This window comes from Hydrogeniiclostridium mannosilyticum, assembly GCF_003268275.1.
GTDB lineage: Bacteria > Bacillota > Clostridia > Oscillospirales > Acutalibacteraceae > Hydrogeniiclostridium > Hydrogeniiclostridium mannosilyticum.
In genome coordinates, this window is the sequence record NZ_QLYR01000017.1 from 1 (window position 1) to 21,656 (window position 21,656).

At 48.2% G+C, this 21,656-nt stretch carries 23 protein-coding genes; all 23 read left to right on the plus strand.

Annotated elements, in window-relative coordinates:
* The first annotated feature begins 462 nt into the window (after window positions 1-462).
* Complete coding sequence (locus tag DPQ25_RS13715) at window positions 463-699, plus strand: hypothetical protein (protein ID WP_112333743.1); 237 nt, start codon at window positions 463-465, stop codon at window positions 697-699.
* Between the two features lie 58 nt (window positions 700-757).
* Entirely contained in the window at window positions 758-2,275 is a 1,518-nt protein-coding gene (locus tag DPQ25_RS13720) for an ABC transporter substrate-binding protein (RefSeq protein WP_112333744.1), read from the plus strand.
* Window positions 2,276-2,402: 127 nt separating this feature from the next.
* Window positions 2,403-3,185, plus strand: coding sequence for a M15 family metallopeptidase (locus DPQ25_RS13725; protein WP_112333745.1), 783 nt, complete (start codon window positions 2,403-2,405; stop codon window positions 3,183-3,185).
* A gap of 97 nt (window positions 3,186-3,282) precedes the next feature.
* Window positions 3,283-3,801: a DUF6106 family protein gene (locus DPQ25_RS13730; protein ID WP_112333746.1), complete on the plus strand. Its 519-nt coding sequence runs from the start codon at window positions 3,283-3,285 to the stop codon at window positions 3,799-3,801.
* 15 nt (window positions 3,802-3,816) lie between these two features.
* Window positions 3,817-4,200: a holo-ACP synthase gene (gene acpS / locus DPQ25_RS13735; protein ID WP_112333747.1), complete on the plus strand. Its 384-nt coding sequence runs from the start codon at window positions 3,817-3,819 to the stop codon at window positions 4,198-4,200.
* Window positions 4,197-5,735 (plus strand): NAD(P)H-hydrate dehydratase, encoded by a 1,539-nt coding sequence (locus tag DPQ25_RS13740; protein WP_112333748.1) that lies wholly within the window; start codon window positions 4,197-4,199, stop codon window positions 5,733-5,735. The genes acpS and DPQ25_RS13740 overlap by 4 nt, the downstream gene beginning before the upstream one ends.
* Before the next feature lie 154 nt (window positions 5,736-5,889).
* On the plus strand, window positions 5,890-6,252 hold the full coding sequence (locus tag DPQ25_RS13745) for a hypothetical protein (RefSeq protein ID WP_146740573.1): 363 nt from the start codon (window positions 5,890-5,892) through the stop codon (window positions 6,250-6,252).
* A 215-nt stretch (window positions 6,253-6,467) separates the two neighbouring features.
* Window positions 6,468-6,839 carry a type II toxin-antitoxin system PemK/MazF family toxin gene (locus DPQ25_RS13750; protein WP_112333750.1) on the plus strand — a complete coding sequence of 124 codons (372 nt, stop codon included), beginning with the start codon at window positions 6,468-6,470 and terminating at the stop codon, window positions 6,837-6,839.
* Window positions 6,840-6,915: 76 nt separating this feature from the next.
* The gene (locus DPQ25_RS13755; protein WP_112333751.1) at window positions 6,916-7,098 is read left to right on the plus strand and encodes a spore coat protein; all 183 of its coding nucleotides are present in this window, start codon (window positions 6,916-6,918) and stop codon (window positions 7,096-7,098) included.
* 13 nt (window positions 7,099-7,111) lie between these two features.
* Window positions 7,112-7,378 (plus strand): spore coat protein, encoded by a 267-nt coding sequence (locus DPQ25_RS13760; RefSeq protein WP_112333752.1) that lies wholly within the window; start codon window positions 7,112-7,114, stop codon window positions 7,376-7,378.
* Window positions 7,379-7,488: 110 nt separating this feature from the next.
* Window positions 7,489-8,301: a sigma-E processing peptidase SpoIIGA gene (locus tag DPQ25_RS13765; protein WP_177577127.1), complete on the plus strand. Its 813-nt coding sequence runs from the start codon at window positions 7,489-7,491 to the stop codon at window positions 8,299-8,301.
* Between the two features lie 53 nt (window positions 8,302-8,354).
* Entirely contained in the window at window positions 8,355-9,092 is a 738-nt protein-coding gene (sigE, locus tag DPQ25_RS13770; RefSeq protein ID WP_407928171.1) for an RNA polymerase sporulation sigma factor SigE, read from the plus strand.
* A gap of 313 nt (window positions 9,093-9,405) precedes the next feature.
* On the plus strand, window positions 9,406-12,264 hold the full coding sequence (locus DPQ25_RS13775; RefSeq protein ID WP_112333755.1) for a hypothetical protein: 2,859 nt from the start codon (window positions 9,406-9,408) through the stop codon (window positions 12,262-12,264).
* Between the two features lie 13 nt (window positions 12,265-12,277).
* Entirely contained in the window at window positions 12,278-13,993 is a 1,716-nt protein-coding gene (locus DPQ25_RS13780) for a hypothetical protein (protein WP_112333756.1), read from the plus strand.
* A 376-nt stretch (window positions 13,994-14,369) separates the two neighbouring features.
* Window positions 14,370-14,900: a cob(I)yrinic acid a,c-diamide adenosyltransferase gene (locus DPQ25_RS13785; RefSeq protein WP_112333757.1), complete on the plus strand. Its 531-nt coding sequence runs from the start codon at window positions 14,370-14,372 to the stop codon at window positions 14,898-14,900.
* 71 nt (window positions 14,901-14,971) lie between these two features.
* The gene (tgt, locus tag DPQ25_RS13790; protein WP_112333758.1) at window positions 14,972-16,102 is read left to right on the plus strand and encodes a tRNA guanosine(34) transglycosylase Tgt; all 1,131 of its coding nucleotides are present in this window, start codon (window positions 14,972-14,974) and stop codon (window positions 16,100-16,102) included.
* Between the two features lie 79 nt (window positions 16,103-16,181).
* Window positions 16,182-16,514, plus strand: a complete 333-nt coding sequence (gene yajC, locus DPQ25_RS13795; RefSeq protein ID WP_112333759.1) for a preprotein translocase subunit YajC — start codon at window positions 16,182-16,184, stop codon at window positions 16,512-16,514.
* A 66-nt stretch (window positions 16,515-16,580) separates the two neighbouring features.
* On the plus strand, window positions 16,581-16,979 hold the full coding sequence (locus DPQ25_RS13800; protein WP_112333760.1) for a TIGR04086 family membrane protein: 399 nt from the start codon (window positions 16,581-16,583) through the stop codon (window positions 16,977-16,979).
* A 118-nt stretch (window positions 16,980-17,097) separates the two neighbouring features.
* Window positions 17,098-17,244 carry a six-cysteine ranthipeptide SCIFF gene (gene scfA, locus DPQ25_RS13805; protein WP_112333761.1) on the plus strand — a complete coding sequence of 49 codons (147 nt, stop codon included), beginning with the start codon at window positions 17,098-17,100 and terminating at the stop codon, window positions 17,242-17,244.
* A gap of 83 nt (window positions 17,245-17,327) precedes the next feature.
* Window positions 17,328-18,692 carry a thioether cross-link-forming SCIFF peptide maturase gene (gene scfB / locus DPQ25_RS13810; protein ID WP_112333762.1) on the plus strand — a complete coding sequence of 455 codons (1,365 nt, stop codon included), beginning with the start codon at window positions 17,328-17,330 and terminating at the stop codon, window positions 18,690-18,692.
* Window positions 18,693-18,917: 225 nt separating this feature from the next.
* Entirely contained in the window at window positions 18,918-19,559 is a 642-nt protein-coding gene (locus DPQ25_RS13815; RefSeq protein ID WP_177577129.1) for a stage II sporulation protein M, read from the plus strand.
* A 24-nt stretch (window positions 19,560-19,583) separates the two neighbouring features.
* Complete coding sequence (locus DPQ25_RS13820) at window positions 19,584-20,501, plus strand: tyrosine recombinase (RefSeq protein ID WP_177577131.1); 918 nt, start codon at window positions 19,584-19,586, stop codon at window positions 20,499-20,501.
* Window positions 20,425-21,375, plus strand: a complete 951-nt coding sequence (locus DPQ25_RS13825) for a YesL family protein (protein WP_112333764.1) — start codon at window positions 20,425-20,427, stop codon at window positions 21,373-21,375. The genes DPQ25_RS13820 and DPQ25_RS13825 overlap by 77 nt, the downstream gene beginning before the upstream one ends.
* Window positions 21,376-21,656 lie beyond the last annotated feature (281 nt).

Here is a 21,656-nt window from a genome sequence, read left to right on the forward strand (position 1 = left end):
AGTACATCAAACGTCAGTTGGACGAGGACAAAGCCGGGGAACAACTGACGATGGGGAACGTCTAAACCCGTTTACGGGTAGCAAGTAACAATCTCTCGCAATTGGCAGACCGTACTTACGCGACGTGACGCGTCCGGCTAGTATCAGAGGGCTTTGCCCGTCTATGAAGAACCCCCGGCTTTGCCGGGGGGTTCCTATTCATTTTGGGCCCTGTACTACTTATATAGAAGCTTTACCGCCGGCTGCCCCGGTCTACTGAAAGACGGCAGAGCGCTGAAAGCCAAACTGCTCAGGCTGCTGTACTTGAGGCAGCCGCGCAAGCAGGCTCCAGCCGTATTTTCATATTACATATAGGTAGGCTTCTTCCTTTTCCATCATTTTGCGCATTGACGGCACGGCGGCATTGCTTGATTGCTATGTGGGGCTTTATGAGCATTACAGCGAATATACGGGGGCGATGGAATGAAGCTGAAAGACAAGAAAATCAAGATAGGCGAGTATCAATATACAGAAGGCTTTGACCTTGTAAAGCCGAGAGCGGTGGATCAGATGCACGCAGGGTTTTGGGAAATCATTAAAAATACACTCTTCCCAAGTACTGGGGAGCCTGCTGTGTTTAGAATTTTTGCCTTACTTTGTGTTGCTTCCGGCGCATTGCTTCTAATGCTTCTGCTTTACAGACGGCGTAAAAAAGATTAAAAAAGTGCGGAGGGAATTCGTTCCCTCCGTCATTCTTTTTAGAAAAGGCGGTCAGCATATGAAAAAAATTATTAAACGGAAAAGAGTCATATGGTTTTGTTTTGGGGGCATTCTGCTGGCAGCAGCCATTTGTCTTGCCGTTTTTCTAAGCCCTTCCCGGCAACAGGAATATCTGGTGTTTCAGGGGAACGAAGAATTGATTCAGAAAACGGAAGAACAGAAGAATGAGTTTATCATTGGCTGCAGTGAGATCCCTCAAAACAGCTTTGTTTGCGGCGAAGCGGGAAAAACAGCGGAGCAGATTTCAGGATTTATATTTGAACCGCTGGTGTCTATATCGGCCTCCAAACAGGTGGAGCCTAAGCTGGCACGGGAGGTCTCCTTTGCGGCGGACGGCAAGTCGGTGGAGATTACGCTGCAGGAAAAGTTTTTTTCCGACGGTAGTAATCTTACTGCGCAGGATGTGCTCAGTTCCTATATGGGGTTAAGTACGCCGGGCTCGGCCTACCCTTCAAAAACTGTTCTTCAAGCCATAGAGGGGATGAGAGAATATCAGGAAGGAGACGCTTCTGAAATTACGGGGATTGAAATTACCGGAGTAAATACGCTTAGAATTTCTTTTACAGAAGCGTCCGTGTATAACCTTGAGGCACTGTGCGTACCGGTATGGAAAAAAGGGGAAGATTCCCCTTATCCCATCGGAACGGGTCCTTATCAGCTTGAGTTATTTCAGGCGTCTCAGCAGGTTGTTTTGTCTGAAAATCAGCAGTCGTCAAATCCCTACGGCTATCATCGCATTCAATTTGTCAATCTGCCCTTAGAGAGCTTAAAGGAACGCCTGCAAGACTTTTCAATAGATGCCGTAACCGTCAACGGCACATCCGGTTATGAGCTCATGAAGGAGGCCGGGTATTTTGACATTTACCACTTGTCCGCTGGGAATTACTCCTACCTATCCTTTTCGCCACAAGCAGATGAGCTGCTTCGGCAGACAGCCTGCGCGGTGTTTAAGCGGGATGATTTTATCCGGTCGGTTCGCAATGGCTCGGAGCCGATCGATGGCTATATCGGAGCGGAAGGGGTAACCGCCCCTTTGAAATCCGGCGATGCTTTCTGGCATCTCGCCTCCAAACTGGAGACAGACCGTTTGGTGGAAAGACTCCGGAAAGAACGGGGTGAGGAGCCGATAAAGTTTCTTTGCCTCGATCAGACCAAGGCTCGCATCTATTATAAAGAACTCTCCGAACAGTTCGAGGCATATGGATTAAAACTGGAGGGGGTCTTTGTCCCCGATGTAGGGCAGGCGGTTCAAAGTGGGACGGAATATGATATGACCTATTATTTCGGGATGGATCAGACACCGGAAGAGGCAATAAAAAAGAATCTCTTTGAGAAAGAGGAATATCAATCCTTTTTGGGAGAACAGCTTGCTTCAGATTACCGCAGCCTGTATTCGGAGCTGGAAAAATGGGCGGCAGATCGGCTGCGCCTGCTGCCCGTTGATGCGAAAGATTACTATTTGGCGGTCTCGTCGGATTGCCGGGAGGAGATGCTGAATCAGCTGACCGGCTGGTAAGGGCTGTTGATCTGTGCTTATCTCTTGAAAATATAAAAAGAATAGACTTGATGTAGGGGATATTTTGCCTTATAATTTTTATTGAAAGGTATTTTATCGCTTGCGATCAGAGAAAAGAGGCTGTACAGTGTCACGTAAAAACAACCGGATTGTTAAATCGAATAACAGCTGGCACAGGGAACTGCAGCTGAAAAAAATAAAGATCACAATGGTAGTGGTTGTGGTGGCGCTTTGCATCTCCGTTCTCGCAGGCGCAGCTGTTCTTTGGTCAGAAACCGGAAAAAACAAGATTGCCGACCCGCTTTTGCAGGTCTCCTCGGCACTCGAAAGCCAAACTGAATCGGAAGCGGAACGAGAAGAACCCTTTGAACTGGTGGTTGCCTCGGAATCTTCTAAGCTGCCGGACTATTATAAGGCGCAGCCTGTTGATTTTGCGGGCATTGAGGTCGATGCACGGATTTTACCTTCCTTACAGGCTATGATAGAAGCGGCTAAGAAAAGCGGGGTGGACCTGAACGCCAAGGAGGGCTATGTAAGCGCGGAAGAGGAGGATCGTATTTTTGCAGAAAAAGTAGCCGCTCTGGTGGAAGAGCAAGGGTATACCCAGGTTCGCGCAGAAGAAACGGTACAAAAGGAGTACGGACGCGGCGGCTACAGCGAGCGGCAGACGGGGCTGACGGTATGGTTTACTGCCGACAGTGAGGAGGAGGCTTCTGCGGCAGCACATTGGCTGAGCAATTACGCTGTAGATTATGGGTTCATTCTGCGCTATCCCGATAACCACGCATCCGATACCGGTAAAAGCTACGACCCGCTTGCTTATCGCTACGTCGGCAAGGAACACGCTAAGAAAATTTGCCAATTTTCCATGTGTCTTGAAGACTATGTGTCTTATCTGGCGGTTCGTTAGCGTTCTGCGCCGGCCAAGAACTTTTGTGGAATGAGTTGTATTCATTTTTTTGATATGGTACAATAATAAAAATTTAACTTATCAGCGGAGGAAAACTATGGACGTTTTTGTGGAACAAATCGTGCGTAAGAAGTTTGGGCCAAAGGATTATCTGGTTGTGCTGGGGTGCATTTTAGGCGGTTGTCTTGTGATCTATCTTTCTATATTTTTTCTGACACAGATTTTTGTTTTTGTCATTGCAGGCGTGTGTTTTGGCGCTTATTACTTAATTACCTCCAGAAACCTGGAGTTTGAATACAGTGTAACAAACGGCGATCTGACAATTGATAAGATTATCAATCGCAGAAGCCGTAAACGCATTTTGTCGCTGGACTGCAAGCAGGTAGAGGCGATTGGCGAATATAAGCCCCAGGATCATGCGAATAAGCATTACGATAAGAAGATTGTTACCTCGGTTTACGACGATGGGCGGAATGCCTGGTATTTAGACTTGCGCCACCCGAAACATGGCCACATTATTGTGATCTTTTCACCAAATGAGCGAGTGCTTGAGTCTGTTCAATCGTTTATTCCCCGCCAGGTGGCATTTGAAGCAGGCCTTACCGGCAAACATTGAGAGGGTTGATAGCATATGTCCTTTTATGTTGGAACCGATCTTCTTGAAATCAAAAGAATGAAGCGCTGTTTAGAGAATCCGCATTTTTTATGCCGCGTATTTGGAGAACAGGAACGCCGTGAGCTGGAAGCACGCAGGACGCCGCCGCAGAGCGCTGCCGCGTGCTTTTGTGCGAAGGAAGCCTTTTCAAAGGTGCTGGGAACAGGAGTCAGAGGTTTTTCCCTTACAGAGGTGGAGCTGTTACACCGGGCAAACGGCGCGCCGTATTTAAGCCTTTCCGGACGGGCGCAGCAGCTGGCAGCAGGCCTGTCATTTTCGGTCAGCATTACGCATTCTGACGAATATGCCTTAGCAGTAGTGGTTGCTTATAACGCGGACGGAAAAGAGGGATCTGAATGAAGGCACTGAACGCGCAGCAATCCAGAGAGCTGGAGCAGAGGGCGCAACAGCAGGGCTGTCCCCTCCTGCAGCTGATGGAGCAGGCAGGGGCGGCTGTGGCCCGCTTTTTTAAGAAAAAATATGAGATGGAGCAAAAGCGGGTGGTTGTCCTCTGCGGCCGCGGCAACAATGGAGGAGACGGATTTGTAGCTGCCCGGTATCTTGCTGAAAATAAAGCCAGGGTGGTTGTTCTGCTGGTAGATGGGCAGCCGGCTACAGAAAATGCTGCAGCGATGTACCGCCGGCTTTATGAACAGCCTGCCGTACGGGTGTTTTCCTATAGTGACGATCGGGAACTGGCCTTCTCCCTGCTGGAAACTGCCGATTTTATCATCGATGCAGTCTATGGAATTGGGTTCCATGGAAGGGTGGCAGCCCATATGGAGCCACTTTTTGAACAGGTGTCCAAGGCTGCCGCTGTGGTAGTGGCGGTAGATATCCCCAGCGGCTTGCTCTGCGACACCGGCACGATGGAAGGGCCCTGCATCCGAGCGGATTATACGGTCTCATTTTCTACGCTGAAATGTGCCCATATCCTGAATCCGGGCAAGGAGCTTTGCGGTGAGGTTTCGGTCGCACCGATTGGTATATCTGCCGCTTTAATTGACCAACAAGCTGCCGCTGTCCAGGTCACCGAAATGGCAGATGTTGTGCGGGCGATAAAGCCCAGAGAGCCGGAGAGCCATAAAGGTTCTTTCGGCAGGCTGCTATGTATCTGCGGCAGCACGGGTATGGCCGGCGCCGCCGCTATGAGCATTTCTGCCGCCCTGCGCTGTGGCGTGGGGTTGGTGGATGCCGCCCTGCCAAGGGATATTTATCCGGTGGTAGCAACGCAGGCTCAAGAGGCGGTCTATACGCTGCTGGATATTCTTCCCGAGGGGAAATATTCGGTAGAAAGCCGGCGGAGCCTGGAAAAAAGTAGTTCTCTATGCTCAGCCATATTACTTGGCTGCGGGCTGGGGGTTGCGCCGCATACCAAGGCGCTGGTGGAAGAGGTAATTTCGGGCAGCCGCGTTCCCGTAATTCTCGATGCAGATGGCATAAACTCAATCCTTGGACATATAGATATATTGAAAACAACGGATGTGCCGCTTATTTTAACGCCGCATCCGGGGGAAATGTCTCGCCTGATGGGTAAAACGGTCTCCGAAATCCAGCAAAACCGGGTGCGGTATGCACGGCAGTTTGCCATGGATTATGCGGTTACATTGGTATTGAAAGGGGCAGGGACGGTCATTGCCGCACCGGACGGCTCCATATGGCTGAACCGCACCGGAAACGCAGGTATGGCGAAGGGGGGATCCGGTGATGTGCTGGCAGGCATGCTTGCTTCATTTACGGCGCAGGGAATCCCCGCTACAGCGGCGGCGGCAGTCGCTGTTTACCTGCATGGGCTCGCCGGTGACCGTTGTGCGGCACAGCTGTCACAGACGGCCATGCTGCCGACGGATCTGATTGCCATGCTGCCTAAGCTGTTTTTGGAAATCGGGCGCTAATTCTAAAATGATAATCGGCAGGAGTGGGCGTTGATTGAAAAGGTTTTTTGCGGTTTTTATGATGTTTTGTTTATGGCCAGCCTGTTGTGGCTGTAGTGTGCCGCCTCAACAAAGCGCGCCGCCTTCCTTTGAATTTTCGGCTCAGGTTCATGTGATGTCTGGAGAGGAGGATTTTAATTGTGCATTCTCTCGTTCTGCTCCGGGGATTGCCAGCTGCCAGACCGGCGGTATCTCGTTTTACTGGGAGGAAGATGGCTTTCGGGTCTCTTCTTCGGATCTCTCCGTAAAACGTTCATCCTGCTCTTTACCGGAGACCAGCTCCATCCGTTTGCTTCAACAGCTTTTAGACCAAGCCGCAGCCCAGGATTTGGAAAAGGTGTCAGGCCGGGAGTGGCGGGGCGACTATGAAGACAAAGCCTTTTCGGTTTTTTTAGATGAGGAAACAGGCCGGCTACAGAAAATAGAAGTACCCGCTTACTCCCTGACGGTTGAGTTCTTGGAATTTACAGCAGAATAACATGGTTACTTATGCAAGGTACGGTGCAGCCTCAAGCTGCTGCCGTACCTTTTTTGCTGTCACTGTTTGCGAGTCGTTAATATTATAGAATAACAGGCCCGTTGCCAGCAAGGACGTGTAAGATTAAATATGAAGCGTTGAATAAAGTTTTATATTCGCGTTAAAAATATTGACGGGCCCAAAATTGTGATTTTGATCTGCGGAGAGTGAAAAAAGTGAATATACACAGAGGCGATATTTATTACGCCGACCTCAGCCCGGTGGTCGGTTCAGAACAGGGCGGCGTCCGCCCGGTGTTGATTGTACAAAATGATGTGGGGAACCGTTTTAGCCCCACGGTTATTGCGGCAGCCATTACCAGCCAAAAGGCAAAGGCAAACCTGCCTACGCATATATTGCTTGACTCTAAAACAACGGGACTTTCCCGGGACTCCATTGTTCTTTTAGAACAGGTCCGTACCATTGACAAGCACCGTTTAAAAGAACACATGGGGCGCCTGGATGAACGCAGCATGAACCGGGTAGATGAAGCGCTTTCGATCAGCTTTGGTTTGAATGGAGAGGAAACGGCTCGTCAGGCTACATAGGCGGCCGTAATCCAATGAATAAATAGAAAGCGAATGTTTCATACTAAAGACATCAAATACAGAAGGGGTGTTCAATATGGCATTAACGGAAAAGGAATTATCGGCATTAGATGATCTAATGAGCGGCGAAAAGCTTTTAGTGACAAAGTGCAGGGCCTATGCTCAAATGTGCGAAGACCAGGAGTTGAAGCAGAAGTGTGAGGCAATTGCCAATAAACACCAGACCCACTATGATAAGCTACTGACTTTTTTGAATTAAAAGGAGCTTGAACATGAAACAGCCTTTGGAAGAAAAAGAAATTTTAACAGATGTCCTGTCCTCGCAGAAATCTATTACAGGAAACTATAACACGTATACCAATGAATGCGCTACCCCGGCAATACGCGACCAGTTCATGAGCCTGCTGACCGAGGAGCACCAGATTCAAGCCGATGTTTTTGATGAGATGCATAAGCGCGGTTGGTACCCGACGCCTGCCGCAGAACAGCAAAAGGTTCAGCAGGCTAAGCAAAAATTTGAAAATGCAAAACCACAGTAAATAATACAGAATTCGCCCGGACTTCTAAAGATGTCCGGGCCTCTTTTTGACAGAAAGGTCTCCTCAAAGGTTTTATAATGGTTTTACAAGCTCAGGAGGAGGAATGCCGAATGAAGCAGACGGTTTATGTTGACGTACTGCTGGGTACAAATTTGTTTATCAATTATTTTCTGCTTCTGTCGGTTTCTAAGTTTCTGCTGCGGCCTGTTAAAAGATGGCGCTGCCTGTTGGGTGCTGCAGCCGGTGCGTTGTATGCGCTTACCATCTTAGTCTCTATTCCGGCTCTTCTCTCCTTTGCCGGAAAAATTGCGTTATCGGCAGCAATTATACGCATCGCCTTTCCCTGGGAGGGTTCCCGTTCTTTTTTGAAAGCGGTGCTCTCGTTTTATTTGGCCAGCTTTGCATTTGCCGGTATTATGCTGGGCATCTGGTTTGTTGCCGCACCCAATGGGTTAATTATCAATAATTCCGTTGTTTATTTCAATATTTCTCCGTTGATATTTCTAGTGCTCACGGTTTTATGCTATGTTGTCCTGCGAGTGGTACAACGGGTTACCGGGCGGCAGATGCCAATGGAGCTTCAATGCAGTGTGACGGTTTACTTACAGGGGAGAACGTTTCCCTGTTTGGCGCGGATCGACACGGGAAACGACCTGGTGGAGCCGTTTTCCGGCTTCCCCGTTTTGGTGGTGGATGAATCCTGTATAATGGAGATTCCCTTGCCTCCGCCTGAGCAATGCAGGGTAATCCCCTTCCAGGCTATGTCCGGAGAGGGTCTACTCCAGGGGTTTAGGCCAGAAAAAATTGAAATTATGTCAAAGGGCAAAAAGGTTCAGCGGGAAAATTTGTACATAGCTGTCAGTAAGACCCCTCTATCGCATGGTGAATATCAGGCGCTATTAAATCCAATGCTTCTGGACTAAATTTAGCCGTAGCCCAGAAAAAGAGCAAGCCGACACGGCGCCGGCAAAAGGAAATGGGTATGAAAGCAAAAGGGCAAACGGTGATAGCACTTCTGCAGAGCAAACTGCTCCTATGGTTTTATAGGATGGGGTATCTGAGAGAAGCGGTTCATTATATCAATGGGCCGGAAACATTGCCGCCGCCGTTATCACAGGCGGAAGAGGCTGCCGTTATGGAGCGGATTCTAAACGGGGATGAAAAAGCCAGAGAACCATTAATAACACATAATCTGCGTTTGGTGGTCTACATAGCAAAAAAATTTGAGTCGAATAGCATCGGGGTTGAGGACTTGATTTCTATCGGCACAATCGGGCTTATTAAGGCGGTTAATACGTTTCGCCCGGAAAAAAATATTAAATTGGCGACCTATGCCTCACGTTGTATTGAAAATGAAATCCTGATGTTTTTACGCAAAAATTCTCAGCTTCGCAATGAAATCTCTATTGATGATCCGCTCAACGTTGACTGGGATGGAAACGAGCTTCTACTCTCAGATATACTGGGAAGTGAGCAGGATGTCGTCAACCATGGCATTGAAGATGAAGCAGAGAGAAATCTGCTGCTCGGTGCTGTGTCAAGACTGACACCCCGGGACCGTAAAATTATGGAGCTTCGTTTTGGTCTGGGAAACACGAAAGAACACACCCAAAAAGAGGTGGCAGACAGCCTTGGCATTTCTCAATCCTATATATCCCGGTTGGAAAAAAGAATTATTGAACGGCTGAAAAAGGACATGGAGCGGGTTGGCTGACGGTGTAAAGCAAAGTAGCTCATCGGGGGGCCGGCTATATTTAAAAGCTGCGTAAAACCAAACAGAAGCGGACATGAAAGACGTGGCCGCTTCTGTTTATTTTAGGGGGATATTTGTGCTCTTGCAGCCTGTCCCATCAAAAGTTTATCAGTGAGCAATTTATCAAAATAAAGAGAAAGAATATTTTATAAAATCGTATTGAATTCACAATGGTTTTGTGCTAACATAACAAATCGAAAGCAGGGATATTTTGTTTCTCTGTAAAAAGTACTATCGGGTGAGCCATTAATTTTTAATTAAGGGGGAGTAAAAAATGAAGATCGTCAAGCATGAAGGAAAACGGCGTTTGTTTGACCAGAGCCAGACGTTGATCCTTATGGACGAGTCCACGCTGGACCGCATCATTGAAGACCCATCGCAGCCCTTGCTTCAGCAGGAGGAAAAAGGGGTGTCGGGTGAAGAGACCAGGATGTACGACACGACAACCTCGTTGTTGGATGTTTGTAAGGAAGGGGAGGCAAACGGCGCTCAACGCCTGGAGGTCTCCTATGACTTCTTTTTCGGGGGAAGCAAGCGCGAAAATTATCCGGATTCCCCGGCAACATTGAAGGCTTATAAAATTATTCATGACCTGGCGAAAGAACACGGGATGGGTTTTTCCGCCAGCGTGGTTTCGCCGCTGGATGTCGGCGGCGGGTATGCGAAGTCACACCGGGATACAGGCCGGACAATGCAGTTTAAAGAGGGGCTTATCCATGCGGATGGTACTTACCAATTGGATATGATTTATCAGACACAATGGACAAATAATAAGGGGCCGATCAAGCTTAAGCTGGCCGAGGTAACCGTCTTTGCCTTTAATGAGGAACGCATTGACGGCACGCCCTATTATTTTGTCGATGAAAATAAAATCGAAAATATCTCCGCAACCGTACAGTATCAGGTGGACGAAAGCTCCATTCAGGTGTCGAAAGACGGTTACGGCCGGGGAAACATCCGGGTTTATGGCAAAGCGGCAGGATGTGGTAAAAACCGCTGCCTGGCGGTTTTGGTCTATGAGACCCCCGAACTTGATTATTTCTCTGAGAATGCCGCAGATTATATGAAATCCATCATTGATATGCATGACCAAAAGGGCATTCAGTACGCGGGTTTCTACTCCGATGAAATGCACATTCAGTTTGACTGGAATTTGGTCGATCATTTTGGCCCGGATACAGAGATTAATACCCGCTATCTGACAGACTCGCTTGCTCATACTTATGCGGATAAATTCGGCAGGCAATATGAGGATTTTGCCAAATATCTGGTATATTTTGCCTATCATCAGCATGATTTTCTGCCGGGTGAGGAAGGGAAGCTGCCTTCCCAGCATGTGTTTGGCAAGTCCAGAGAGGACATTGTCCGTACATGGATGTTCCGCAAGTGCTACTTTGAAATGCTGCAGCGCCGCGTTGTAGATCTGTGTAAGGAGACAAAGGATTACGCGGAGTCTCTCTTTGGCGGCCCTATCATGACGCGGGCGCATTCTACCTGGCAAGAGGCCCCTACATGCGACCATTTCTACGACAACCAGAGATTTCAGGTTTCTAATGACCGGGAGCATACTCGTTATGAATATACCCCGGAATATGTATGGTCCTGCTCTATCCGTGAAAATATGTCAGCTTGTTATGATTATTTCAAGTGGAACGAATATCTGACCGGCGGCGGTACGGACCACCCTGAAGGCGGCTTTATCGACCGCAACTATTATGGCAGCGCATTCGCAACAAGCCTTGCATTGCTCAATAAATTCCCATTCTCCTATTACGGCTTCTGGGGCTCGCCAAAGCCTGTTTTGGAGCGCTTGAGCGATGTAGGCCTGACATATGGCAACCAAAGCCTGGGCTATGAGCTTGCCCATAACTTTATTCAAGGGCTGACGCCGAGAATTTCAGATGTTTTAACCATCTATCCGCTGGACCTCAACTACTTGGAGGAGCGCTTTGGCTCTTGGATGGTACAATATGGCTACACGGATTATATTACTGAAGATAAGCTGCTGCAATTTGCCAAGGCGCCGGCCAATGGCCGCATCCAGGTGCGGGATCGCAGCTATCGCGCGATGGTAGTCTTCTGCTCGCCGCTGATTTCTGCAGAGAGTTTAAAGCTGATGAAGGCATTCGCTGAGCAGGGCGGTAAAGTTATTTGGTGTTCGGCGCCGGCTTTGAGAGCAGAAGAAGGCATTTTGGACAGCTGGAAGGAGTTATTTGGCGTTCGGGCGCTTGACTTCCCGTATGGTGGGCTCACCGCAAAGGGAAAGCTTGTACAATTTACGGGAATGAAAACGGTTCAGGATATGGAAATACTGACCGATTTCCTACCGGATTATATCTATCCTGTTGTTGCAGACGGGGCGAAGGTTATTGCAAAGGTTGAAGAGCGGGTGGTTGGCTTACAAAAGGAGTACACAGGCGGCGGAGCTGCTGTGTACTTGGGATTCCGCCCGCGGGACGACCAGTCCTGTTCTTTGGGGGCGGATGTAGAGACCCTGTTTTCCATCCTGAAGGAGTTTGGCTGCTATGAGGAGAAGGGCTGCGAAATTTCTTCCAGACCAGCAGAAAGCCGTTACATTTATAATCGCTTCCCGAACGGTACCGTTACGCTTGCGAACCATATGCGCACTATCCGCGAGGGCTGGTATGGCACCTTCTACCGTGACGAAAAACGGGATGCGGAAATCTTAAAAGATGTGGAATTGACACCGCGGGAGATTAGTCTGAAAGAAGCGGAGATTCTGGGACGGAAAATTTCCTATGAAGGAATTGGCGCCTTGAGCTACCGTTATAGCGACCAGGATGGGTTGACCGGATTTGCAGGAAGAAAAACTACGGGCATCCAAATTGATGAAAAGGTGTTTTACTTTACAGAATCTCCGGCAGATCTGGCGTGGTACAAAGTGGACAAACAGGAGCTTGAGGATGAAATTAAGCAGGCTTATGCGGTTAAATGCGATACAGAAGCGCTTATCAGACTACCCTTCAATGCATCGGGAATGCGGTGTGCATTATGTCGGAATGAGCAATTAAACACTGAAAAGGAATATAACTTTACAGTGAAAGAGATGGAGACAATCCTGGAAATATCTCCCGAGGCCGTGGGAAAATGGATTGTTTTCTATCAGCAATAAAGGAGGAAACGCGATGTTAAACCATACCTTTGGCCCTTACGCCGCGATAGATCGATTAGGTAGAAAGCTCCCTCTGCCAGAGAAGGTAGGCACTCTTCGTGAAAACCGCTATGTAGGAATGTTCTACTTTATCAATCTGACCTGGAAAAAAGGGATGCGCCCATTAAAAGACAATTCTAAAATCTGGCGTGAGACCCCGGAAGCATTTATGGATGTCAGCCATCCTGTTTGGGAGACAGATGGATGCTACTGGGGGGAGCCGTTGTTTGGCTATTATGAGCATGGCGACGAGTGGGTTATTCGCCGTCATGCCATGATGCTGACCATGGCGGATGTGGATTTTATCCTGTTCGATACGACCAACCTGACCATGCATAGGGAAAATGCCTTGAAGGTCATGAAGATTTTTAATGAATATCAACAGGCGGGCTGGAACGTTCCTAAGTTTGCTTTTTATACGAACAGTGAGCCGGGAAAGCGTGCTCAGGAAATCTATGAAAATGTATATAAGGCGGAGATGTACCCTGATGTTTGGTTTAGGCCGAATGGTAAACCGTTGTTGGTTGGCCGCCCGGAGTTTTGTTCCGACGAGGTAAAAGCATTTTTTGACATCCGCTTAACACAATGGCCGACGGAACACATTAAAAAGGAGGGCGCGCTTCCGTGGATGGCGTTTGAACGTCCTCAGTTTGTCTTTGTGAATAAGGACGGGGAGAACGAAGCCATGAGCGTTTCTCCCGCACAGCATCCGCAAATTAAATTTGGGGACTCCGCGTTTCACGGCGAGACTCAGAACCGTGGCCGAAGCTTCCACCACGCTTTCCATACGGATAAAAATGATGCCGCCCCCGGCGCGGTCGATTGGGGTTATAATATTGCTGAGCAGTGGGAGCATGCAATTGAGAATGACCCAAGGATGATTTTTGTCACCGGCTGGAATGAATGGGTGGCAGGACCATTTAAGCGTCCGGAGAATAAGGAGCGCCCGGTTACCTTTATTGACACGGCTTCTCAGGAGTACTCCAGAGATTTGGAGCCGATGAGGGGGGGGCATTTCGATAATTATTATATACAGTTGATCGATTATATCCGCCGCTATAAGGGGTGTACGCCTTGGCCGCAGGAAAACTCCTTGGCGACGATTGATATCGACGGCGGCTTTGACCAATGGCGGCAGGTAGGGCCGGCCTACAGAGGTTTTCCATTTTTTGAAATTGCGCGCAACCATACGGGGATGGACGGCAGGCAATATGTCAATGAAAGTGGGCGCCATGTTTTTGATGAGATGAAGGTCGCCCACGACGGTGAAAATATATATTTTTATGCAAAATGCTTTGATAAGATCAATTCCTATAATTTTACGCCCTGGCTGCTGCTGTTCCTGAAAGTGACCAAGGCCGGGTGCGACCCGCTTGACCATCCATCCTGGGCTGGCTATCATTACCTGATTAATCATGAACTGCTGGACGGACGCAATTCGTTGGTTTATGAAAACCTCGGCGGCTGGCGCTGGAAATCAACCTCCGTTGCGCCAATCCGCTATGAGGGGAAGGAGTTCCATGCCGCGGTCCCGCGTGCAGCATTAGGGCTTACCGGGGTAGACCAGTTCCAGATTGAGTTTAAATGGGCGGACAATATTGCCGAAACGGAGGATGTGGATGATTTCTACCTGAACGGCTGTTCCGCTCCCTACGGAAGGCTGAATTTTGTTTACCGTGCCGGTGAATAATTCCTGCGTACCGACTGCTTGTTTAATGAAGGGAAGAGGACATTACAAGGATGTGCCTCTTCCTTTTTTATAGTATTGCGTTGGAGCATTAGCCGGAAGCGTTCCTTAAACCTGTTTGTAGTCCGGCCATGAGTTGGAGGAACCCATCCGCTGAATGCGCTCCGGGCCGGATCGTCCGGCTGTGCAATGCTCGTGGGTAAACTGGACGGTTCCGAAAATTATACCGCAGCTGGTTTCATTCGCGCATGTATTTGCTAGAAATTATTATTTGCAGGTTTATCGTTTGACAATAACGCCGGGCTTTTCTATAATGAGGGGTAGAAAAATAAGCGGGTAAACCGAAGTTCCATAAATCGACAGAGGAGGTTTTTACTTCATGAAACAAGCAGGATTGATCCACCTTTATTGCGGGGACGGCAAGGGGAAAACGACTGCAGCCATGGGGCAGATTTTACGTGCGGTCGGGTACGGATTTCAGGCCGTGGTAGTACAATTTTTGAAGGATGGCGATAGCAGTGAGTTAAAGGCGCTGTCAGCTTTTTCTAATGTGCGCATCATATCGGGAAAAAATGTAGAGGGCTTTACCTTTACCATGACCGAAGAAGAGAAGCGGCGCGTGCGGCAGTGCATGGCACAGCATTTTTTGCAGGCGGTTGCCTGGTGCCGGGAAGGCATGGTGGACATATTGCTGCTGGACGAGATCATCGATGCAGTGAACCTTGGTTTTATTGAAGAACAGGCGCTAATGGAATTTCTGCGTACCAAGCCCCGGGGGCTGGAGGTTCTGTTGACGGGGCGTAATCCCGCGCAGTGCTTTGCTGGGATTGCCGATTATTATTCGAATGTACAAAAGGTCAAGCATCCCTATGATCGTGGCATTGCCGCGCGCGGCGGCATTGAAAAATAGAGACCGCATTGCTTTTTCAGCGGTAAAATGTTATAATCTTCCCTGTATTTTGGAATGGAAAGGATTTTGAAATGTACCGTTTGCTGAAGACATCCGGCCAGGCAAGAAGAGGGGAATTTCAAACCGTACATGGAACGGTTCAAATGCCGGCTTTTATGAATGTTGCAACCGCTGGCGCCATTAAAGGAGCTGTTTCTGCTTTGGATTTAAAACAGCTGAAATGCCAGGTTCAGCTTTGCAATACCTATCATCTCCATTTGCGCCCGGGGGACGAAACTGTGAAAAAATTGGGCGGGATTTGCCGCTTTACCCGCTGGGAGGGGCCGGTTCTGACTGACAGCGGCGGCTTTCAGGTGTTTTCGCTTGCCAAGCTGAGGAACATCCGTGAGGAAGGCGTGACCTTTGCTTCCCACATTGACGGGCGCCGCATTTTTATGGGGCCCGAGGAGAGCATGCGGATTCAATCCAACTTAGGCTCCACTATTGCGATGGCTTTTGACGAGTGCATTGAGAACCCGGCTGAGTATGCCTATACCCGCAATTCCTGCGACAGGACGGCCCGTTGGCTTTACCGCTGCAAAACCGAGTTGGATAAGCTCAAACGGCAAGAAGGGGCCGTCAACCCGCAGCAAATGCTTTTTGGCATTAATCAGGGGAGTACCTATACAGATATCCGCGTTGACCATATGAAGAAAATCCGTGAGCTAAACCTGGACGGCTACGCCATCGGCGGCTTGGCTGTGGGTGAAAGCGCAGAAGAGATGTACCGGGTTATTGAGGCCGTAACACCGGAAATGCCGGCGGATAAGCCCCGGTATTTAATGGGGGTGGGGACGCCCGTCAATATTCTGGAGGCGGTACGCAGAGGAGTCGATCTTTTCGATTGCGTCATGCCTTCAAGGAACGCCCGGCATGGGCATGCATTTACATGGGAGGGCTGCCGAAACCTGATGAATGCAAAATATGAGCTGGACGATGCACCTCTGGATGAAAACTGTGATTGCCCCTGCTGCCGGAATTTCAGCAGGGCATACATTCACCATTTGTTAAAGAGTAAGGAGATGCTCGGCATGCGCCTTTGCGTATTGCATAATATTTATTTTTATAATACCTTGCTGGAAAAAATCCGGCTAGCGTTGGACGAGGACTGTTTTGATAGTTTTTACCGGAAGAATATTTCTGTTTTAGGGCAAAGAATTTGAATTTAACCCTTTATCCATCTTGCGGAAAGCTTGAATTATTGCTATAATATCAGCATTACTATGGAGGTGTAAGATTATAATGTATCAATTTTTACCGTTGGCAGAGGCCGCTGATTCAAGCGGTGGAATGAGTAGCTGGATTACGATTATTCTTTTGTATGCGGTGGTCATCGGCGGTTTGTATCTGATTGTCATCCGTCCGCAGTCCAAGAAGAAGAAAAAAGAAGAATCTATGCGTAAAAATGTTCAAATTGGTGACGAGATTACCACAATCGGTGGGATTTCCGGCCGTGTAGTGGGCATCAAGGAAGACAGCGAGCTGATTATTGAAACTGGAACGGATCGCAATAAGATCAAGGTGAAGCGTTGGGCGATTGGCAGTGTCGATACCATTCACGACGATGCTGAATAATATTTTAGAATAAATTTTCCCCTTCCCGAATATCTATGAAATGAAAGATTTGGGGAGGGCATTTTTATGAAAAAATCGAGAGCTAAGGAAGACAACCCGGTTACTTCGGTCATCCGTCCAATTCTGCTTGGGGTAGGCGTAGGAGTGGTAGCCTGCCTTATGCTACTGCTTTTGTCTACCTTTGCGTTTGTTTCTTCCAAACATATCCCTCGGAATGCCATGGCGGTATTGACTCTGGTGATTGCTGCGGTCTCCTCCTTTGTGACGGGGCTGGTAGCGGCGAAGGCGCTCGGCAAAAGAGGGTTGCTCTGCGGGGCTCTGGCGGGTGGCGTTTTATTTTTAATCTGTCTAATCTGCGGTGCTGTCTGGGTGGGGGCACCCTCTCCGGCGGGCAGCATGACCCGTTTGGCTGTCATGGCATTGGGCGGCGGCTTGGGCGGATTTTTTGCCGTACGAAAACGCTAAAAGAGGAGAACATTTTACACAAAAGTGTAGGAAATAAAGGATTTCCTCTTTCCTTTTTCAAATTCATATGCTATACTATTGATAGTTATCATATTATGTTGAAAGGGTCGGATTTATTATGAAACAAATTAAAACACTGAATAAAGCAACCTTAAAGGAGAGCGTTGCAAAGGGCGGCTGTGGCGAGTGCCAGGCTTCCTGCCAGTCTGCCTGCAAGACTTCCTGCACGGTTGCAAACCAGAAATGCGAGCACGCAAACAAATAAGGTTGTCTCGTATTAAAAATGTGGAAACAAGGGGCAGTTTGAGGACTGTCCCTTAAATTTTATATATAAAAGAGGACGGACAAATGATACATAAATATTCATTGAACGGTTATAACATCGTTTTAGATACGAACAGCGGCGCGGTTCATGTGATGGATGAGGCCCCCTTTGCCGTATTGGACTTTTTACAGGACCAAGTGCCGGAGCTGCCGGATGAAGAAATTTTTGCGGCGCTGGAAGGGCGTTTTGAACGGCCTGTTCTGGAGGAAGCCTATGCGGAACTGAGGGCTCTTTTCGCTGCAGGCCAACTGTTTTCCGCGGATGAATACGAAAAATTTGCCGGCATGATGAAAAATTCGCCGGTTAAGGCCATGTGCCTGAATGTGGCGCACGACTGTAACCTGCGTTGTGAATATTGCTTTGCCGCTAAGGGAGACTTTGGCCGTGGCCGATGCCTAATGCCCTTAGAGGTTGGTAAGAAGGCCATTGATTTTCTGATTGAGCATTCAGCCGGCCGCCGGAATTTGGAAGTGGACTTTTTCGGCGGGGAGCCTCTGATGAACTTCGAGGTCGTCAAGGAAATTGTCCGCTATGCACGGATTGAGGAGAAAAAGCACCAGAAAAATTTCCGCTTTACAATCACTACCAATGGATTGCTGCTGACCGACGATAAGATTGATTTTATCAATGAGGAGATGTCAAACTGCGTGCTTTCGCTGGATGGCCGGAAAGAGGTCAATGACCGCCTGCGCGTTCGGGTGGACGGTAGCGGCTGTTACGATGCTATTATTCCTAAATATCAAAGGCTGGTGTCGCAGCGCGGCGACAAGGATTACTATGTCCGTGGAACCTTTACAAAATATAATCTTGATTTTACGGACGATGTTCTGGCGATGGCAAATCTGGGTTTTGACCAGATCTCGGTGGAGCCGGTGGTCTCCGATGTTAAGCTGCCCTATTCTATCCGCGAGGAGGATTTCCCCGCAGTAGCCGCCGAATATGAACGGCTGGCAAACACCATACTGGACAGGCAGGCACAGGGGAAACCCTTTAACTTTTTCCATTTTATGATTGACCTGGAGCAGGGCCCCTGCGCAATTAAACGTCTGCGCGGCTGTGGCTGCGGCAATGAATATATTGCCGTCACACCGGAGGGGGACCTATTCCCCTGCCATCAGTTCGTGGGGGCGGATCAGTGGAAGATGGGCAATGTGCTTGACGGCTCCTTTAACCAGGAGATGAAGAACGATTTTGCCCTGGCGAATATCTATACTAAGCCAGCTTGTAAAGACTGCTGGGCGAAATTTTATTGCAGCGGCGGCTGTAATGCAAACAACTGGCAATATGAGGGCGATATTCACAAATCGCATCAGATTTCCTGTGACTTGGAGAAAAAACGCCTGGAGTGTGCCATCATGCTGAAGGCGGCTCTGGCAGACCGGGAATAACCTCAATACCGTGCAGCCGGCGTATATATAGCCGGAACGCAGGTGAGAGGGGAATAGAAAAGATTTCTCTATTTTAGCTTGCACATCCCTATTTTTTGTATTATAGTTATAAGTTAGTGGCAGTCTTCTGCGTTTGACCGGGCTTGAAAAGAAACATATTTTTAAGCTTTCTTTCATATTCTTTTACAGCTGATGCTATTTTTCTTTGTAAAGGAATGTGTTACAATGAGATGGAAAAGGACAAACATAACCAACGAGCAGGGACCGGCCCTGAAGGTAAAGCTGACGGTGGAGGGCAAAGATGCCGTAAAGCTTGTAAAAAAGCATTTTCTGCTGTTTTTAAACTTGTTCTTTTTTCTGAGTGGGATGCTGGGTGGCATCCTTTTTTCCAGAAATCTTCACCAGGAGGCATTGAGCGGTCTCGATTTTCTTTTTCAGGCCACGGTTCAAAGTAGGAAAGGGAGCGTGGGAACGGTATTTGCAGCCTCCTTTGCCTCTTCGTTTTTGTTCCTGTTCCTGTGCTTTCTGTTTGGCCTGGCCTTATGGGGCTTTTTGCTCACCCCGCCTGTTCTTTTTTTTCGCGGGGTGGGCTTGGGGGTTGCCTCGGGTTATCTTTATGCAGCTTATCATTTTAAGGGCATTCTATTTTACTGTGTTGTGGTCCTGCCCGGGGCGCTTGTCTGCGGGGCGGCTCTAATTCTGGCGGCACGGGAGGCTATGCGGATCTCCAGGTCCATCGGCAGGGGAGAGCATTGGAATATGAAGCTGTACTGCGTCCGCTTTGGGGGCGTGTTGATTTTGGCTGCCGGCGCAGCATTGACAGATGCGGTTTTGTCCTTTTGTTTATCGGGTTTATTTTCGTTTTAAGAGCTGAGGGAGAGAAGAAAAAGAATGTTGTTGGCCGATTGCAGTGAGTTTGCGGATTATTTGGAAAACAGAAAAGGGCTGTCCAAAAATACGCAGGTTTCTTATTTAAGAGATGTTGAGGGATTTTTGGATTATTTGGTTGAAGGTGAATTGCTGGATCTGACGAAAATTAACGTTAAGACCATTGAAGGCTATTTTGATTGGCTGGAAAGCCGGCATCGAAGTCCGTCTACCAAAGTTCGCACGTTGGCCTCTCTCCGCTGTTTTTTTCAATATCTGGTGCTGCGCGGCACGCTTTCAACAAATCCCGCCAAGCTGATTCACCCGGAGAAAACCAAGAAAAAACTCCCTCAGATTTTGACTGGTGAGGAAATCAGTTTGTTGTTGGAGCAGCCCGATATCCATGATTTAAAAGGTGTTCGGGATAAAGCCATGCTGGAACTGCTTTATGCAACGGGGATTCGTTCCTCTGAGTTAATCCAGCTGAACGTTGAGGATGTCAACCTGCATACGGGCTCGCTTACATGTAAAAAAGAAACCGGCGCCAGGCGGTTGCCCATGTATCCGGCGGCGGTAGCGGCACTCTCAGATTATATTTGCCGTGTGCGCCCCTTGTTGATAAACGATGCCGGCGGACAGGCCCTTTTTACTAATCTGAACGGAAGCCGTCTGACCCGGCAGGGCTTTTGGAAGATTGTCAAGGGATATGCCCAAAAGGCCGGTATTACCAAGGAGATTACGCCACATATGCTGCGGCATTCCTTTGCGCTGCATCTGCTGGAAAACGGCGCCGGGCTGAAGGATATTCAGAAAATGCTGGGCCATGCCGATATTTCCTCAACACAGGTTTATTTGCGTTTGATGGATGATGAAAATCATTTCAAAGAAGTATACAACAGCTGCCACCCCAAGGCGAAAGCCAATTCCGGGCTGCAGCGGTAAAGAAAATTTTTCAGGGGGGATTCAAGTGGGTCTGATATCAAACCATTACACAAAAGAAGGGCCGGGAGTACCGGACGAGGAAGAACAGCGCAGTGCGTTTGTACGCTTTTGGCAATATTTTGGCAGAAGGTTTACAAGCCTGATTAAGCTTAATCTTCTTTTTGTTATTCCGGTAGCGGCGGCAATTACGTTGCTTTTTGTTTTCTCTACGGTTATCAATAATGAGGTCCTGCGTAATTTGATGGCCTTTGCTCCGTTTATTTTAGTGGCGCCGTTTGTAGCAGGGCTGACCTATGTTACACGTAATTATGCGCGCCGTGATCATGCGTTTATCTTTTCAGATTTTAAGGATGCAGTTAAAGAAAACTGGAAGCCCTTTTTAATCGATGGCTTTATCTGTTATGTAATGTTCTTTGTAATCTCCATCGCTATGAACTATTATGGCGGCCAGATAGCAAACAATAAATTGTTTTATGTTCCCTATATCCTGTGCATCCTTTTGACTTTCATCTTCGTTTCCTCACACTTTTATATTCCGGTTATGATTGTTACCTTTGATTTAAAGCTGCGGCAGATCTATAAAAATGCGCTGCTTTTCACCGTAATTGGTTTATGGCGGAATATTTTTCTGTTTGTTTTATTGGCGGCTGGTGTCTATGGGGTATCTTATTTACTGACAATTCTTGAAATCAATTTATGGGTGTTGCTGATTGTCATTCTCTTGGCTATTTTTATTTTATTCTCTTTCGTAGCCTTTTTGATTAATTTTACGGTATATCCTCTAATCGACAGACTCTTGATCCATCCTTCGCAGAATCAAGAAGACCCTGCGGCTGCTAAGAAAAGCAAGACGAATAACGACGATATTTTTTAAAAAATCAGAATCACTTTGCATGAAAGATGCCTCCTGCCAATCATTCGGACTGGAGGCATTCGTTATTATAAAAGGTATACTTAAATAGGAACCCCCCGGCAAAGCCGGGGGTTCTTCATAGACGGGCAAAGCCCTCTGATACTAGCCGGACGCGTCACGTCGCGTAAGTACGGTCTGCCAATTGCGAGAGATTGTTACTTGCTACCCGTAAACGGGTTTAGACGTTCCCCATCGTCAGTTGTTCCCCGGCTTTGTCCTCGTCCAACTGACGTTTGATGTAC

Coding starts and splice junctions, on each gene's coding strand:
- DPQ25_RS13715 (WP_112333743.1), top strand. CDS start 463: ATGAAGCTGAAAGACAAGAAAATCAAGATAGGCGAGTATCAATATACA.
- DPQ25_RS13720 (WP_112333744.1), top strand. CDS start 758: ATGAAAAAAATTATTAAACGGAAAAGAGTCATATGGTTTTGTTTTGGG.
- DPQ25_RS13730 (WP_112333746.1), top strand. CDS start 3,283: ATGGACGTTTTTGTGGAACAAATCGTGCGTAAGAAGTTTGGGCCAAAG.
- acpS (WP_112333747.1), top strand. CDS start 3,817: ATGTCCTTTTATGTTGGAACCGATCTTCTTGAAATCAAAAGAATGAAG.
- DPQ25_RS13740 (WP_112333748.1), top strand. CDS start 4,197: ATGAAGGCACTGAACGCGCAGCAATCCAGAGAGCTGGAGCAGAGGGCG.
- DPQ25_RS13745 (WP_146740573.1), top strand. CDS start 5,890: ATGTCTGGAGAGGAGGATTTTAATTGTGCATTCTCTCGTTCTGCTCCG.
- DPQ25_RS13755 (WP_112333751.1), top strand. CDS start 6,916: ATGGCATTAACGGAAAAGGAATTATCGGCATTAGATGATCTAATGAGC.
- DPQ25_RS13760 (WP_112333752.1), top strand. CDS start 7,112: ATGAAACAGCCTTTGGAAGAAAAAGAAATTTTAACAGATGTCCTGTCC.
- DPQ25_RS13765 (WP_177577127.1), top strand. CDS start 7,489: ATGAAGCAGACGGTTTATGTTGACGTACTGCTGGGTACAAATTTGTTT.
- sigE (WP_407928171.1), top strand. CDS start 8,355: ATGGGTATGAAAGCAAAAGGGCAAACGGTGATAGCACTTCTGCAGAGC.
- DPQ25_RS13775 (WP_112333755.1), top strand. CDS start 9,406: ATGAAGATCGTCAAGCATGAAGGAAAACGGCGTTTGTTTGACCAGAGC.
- DPQ25_RS13780 (WP_112333756.1), top strand. CDS start 12,278: ATGTTAAACCATACCTTTGGCCCTTACGCCGCGATAGATCGATTAGGT.
- DPQ25_RS13785 (WP_112333757.1), top strand. CDS start 14,370: ATGAAACAAGCAGGATTGATCCACCTTTATTGCGGGGACGGCAAGGGG.
- tgt (WP_112333758.1), top strand. CDS start 14,972: ATGTACCGTTTGCTGAAGACATCCGGCCAGGCAAGAAGAGGGGAATTT.
- yajC (WP_112333759.1), top strand. CDS start 16,182: ATGTATCAATTTTTACCGTTGGCAGAGGCCGCTGATTCAAGCGGTGGA.
- DPQ25_RS13800 (WP_112333760.1), top strand. CDS start 16,581: ATGAAAAAATCGAGAGCTAAGGAAGACAACCCGGTTACTTCGGTCATC.
- scfA (WP_112333761.1), top strand. CDS start 17,098: ATGAAACAAATTAAAACACTGAATAAAGCAACCTTAAAGGAGAGCGTT.
- scfB (WP_112333762.1), top strand. CDS start 17,328: ATGATACATAAATATTCATTGAACGGTTATAACATCGTTTTAGATACG.
- DPQ25_RS13815 (WP_177577129.1), top strand. CDS start 18,918: ATGAGATGGAAAAGGACAAACATAACCAACGAGCAGGGACCGGCCCTG.
- DPQ25_RS13820 (WP_177577131.1), top strand. CDS start 19,584: ATGTTGTTGGCCGATTGCAGTGAGTTTGCGGATTATTTGGAAAACAGA.
- DPQ25_RS13825 (WP_112333764.1), top strand. CDS start 20,425: ATGATGAAAATCATTTCAAAGAAGTATACAACAGCTGCCACCCCAAGG.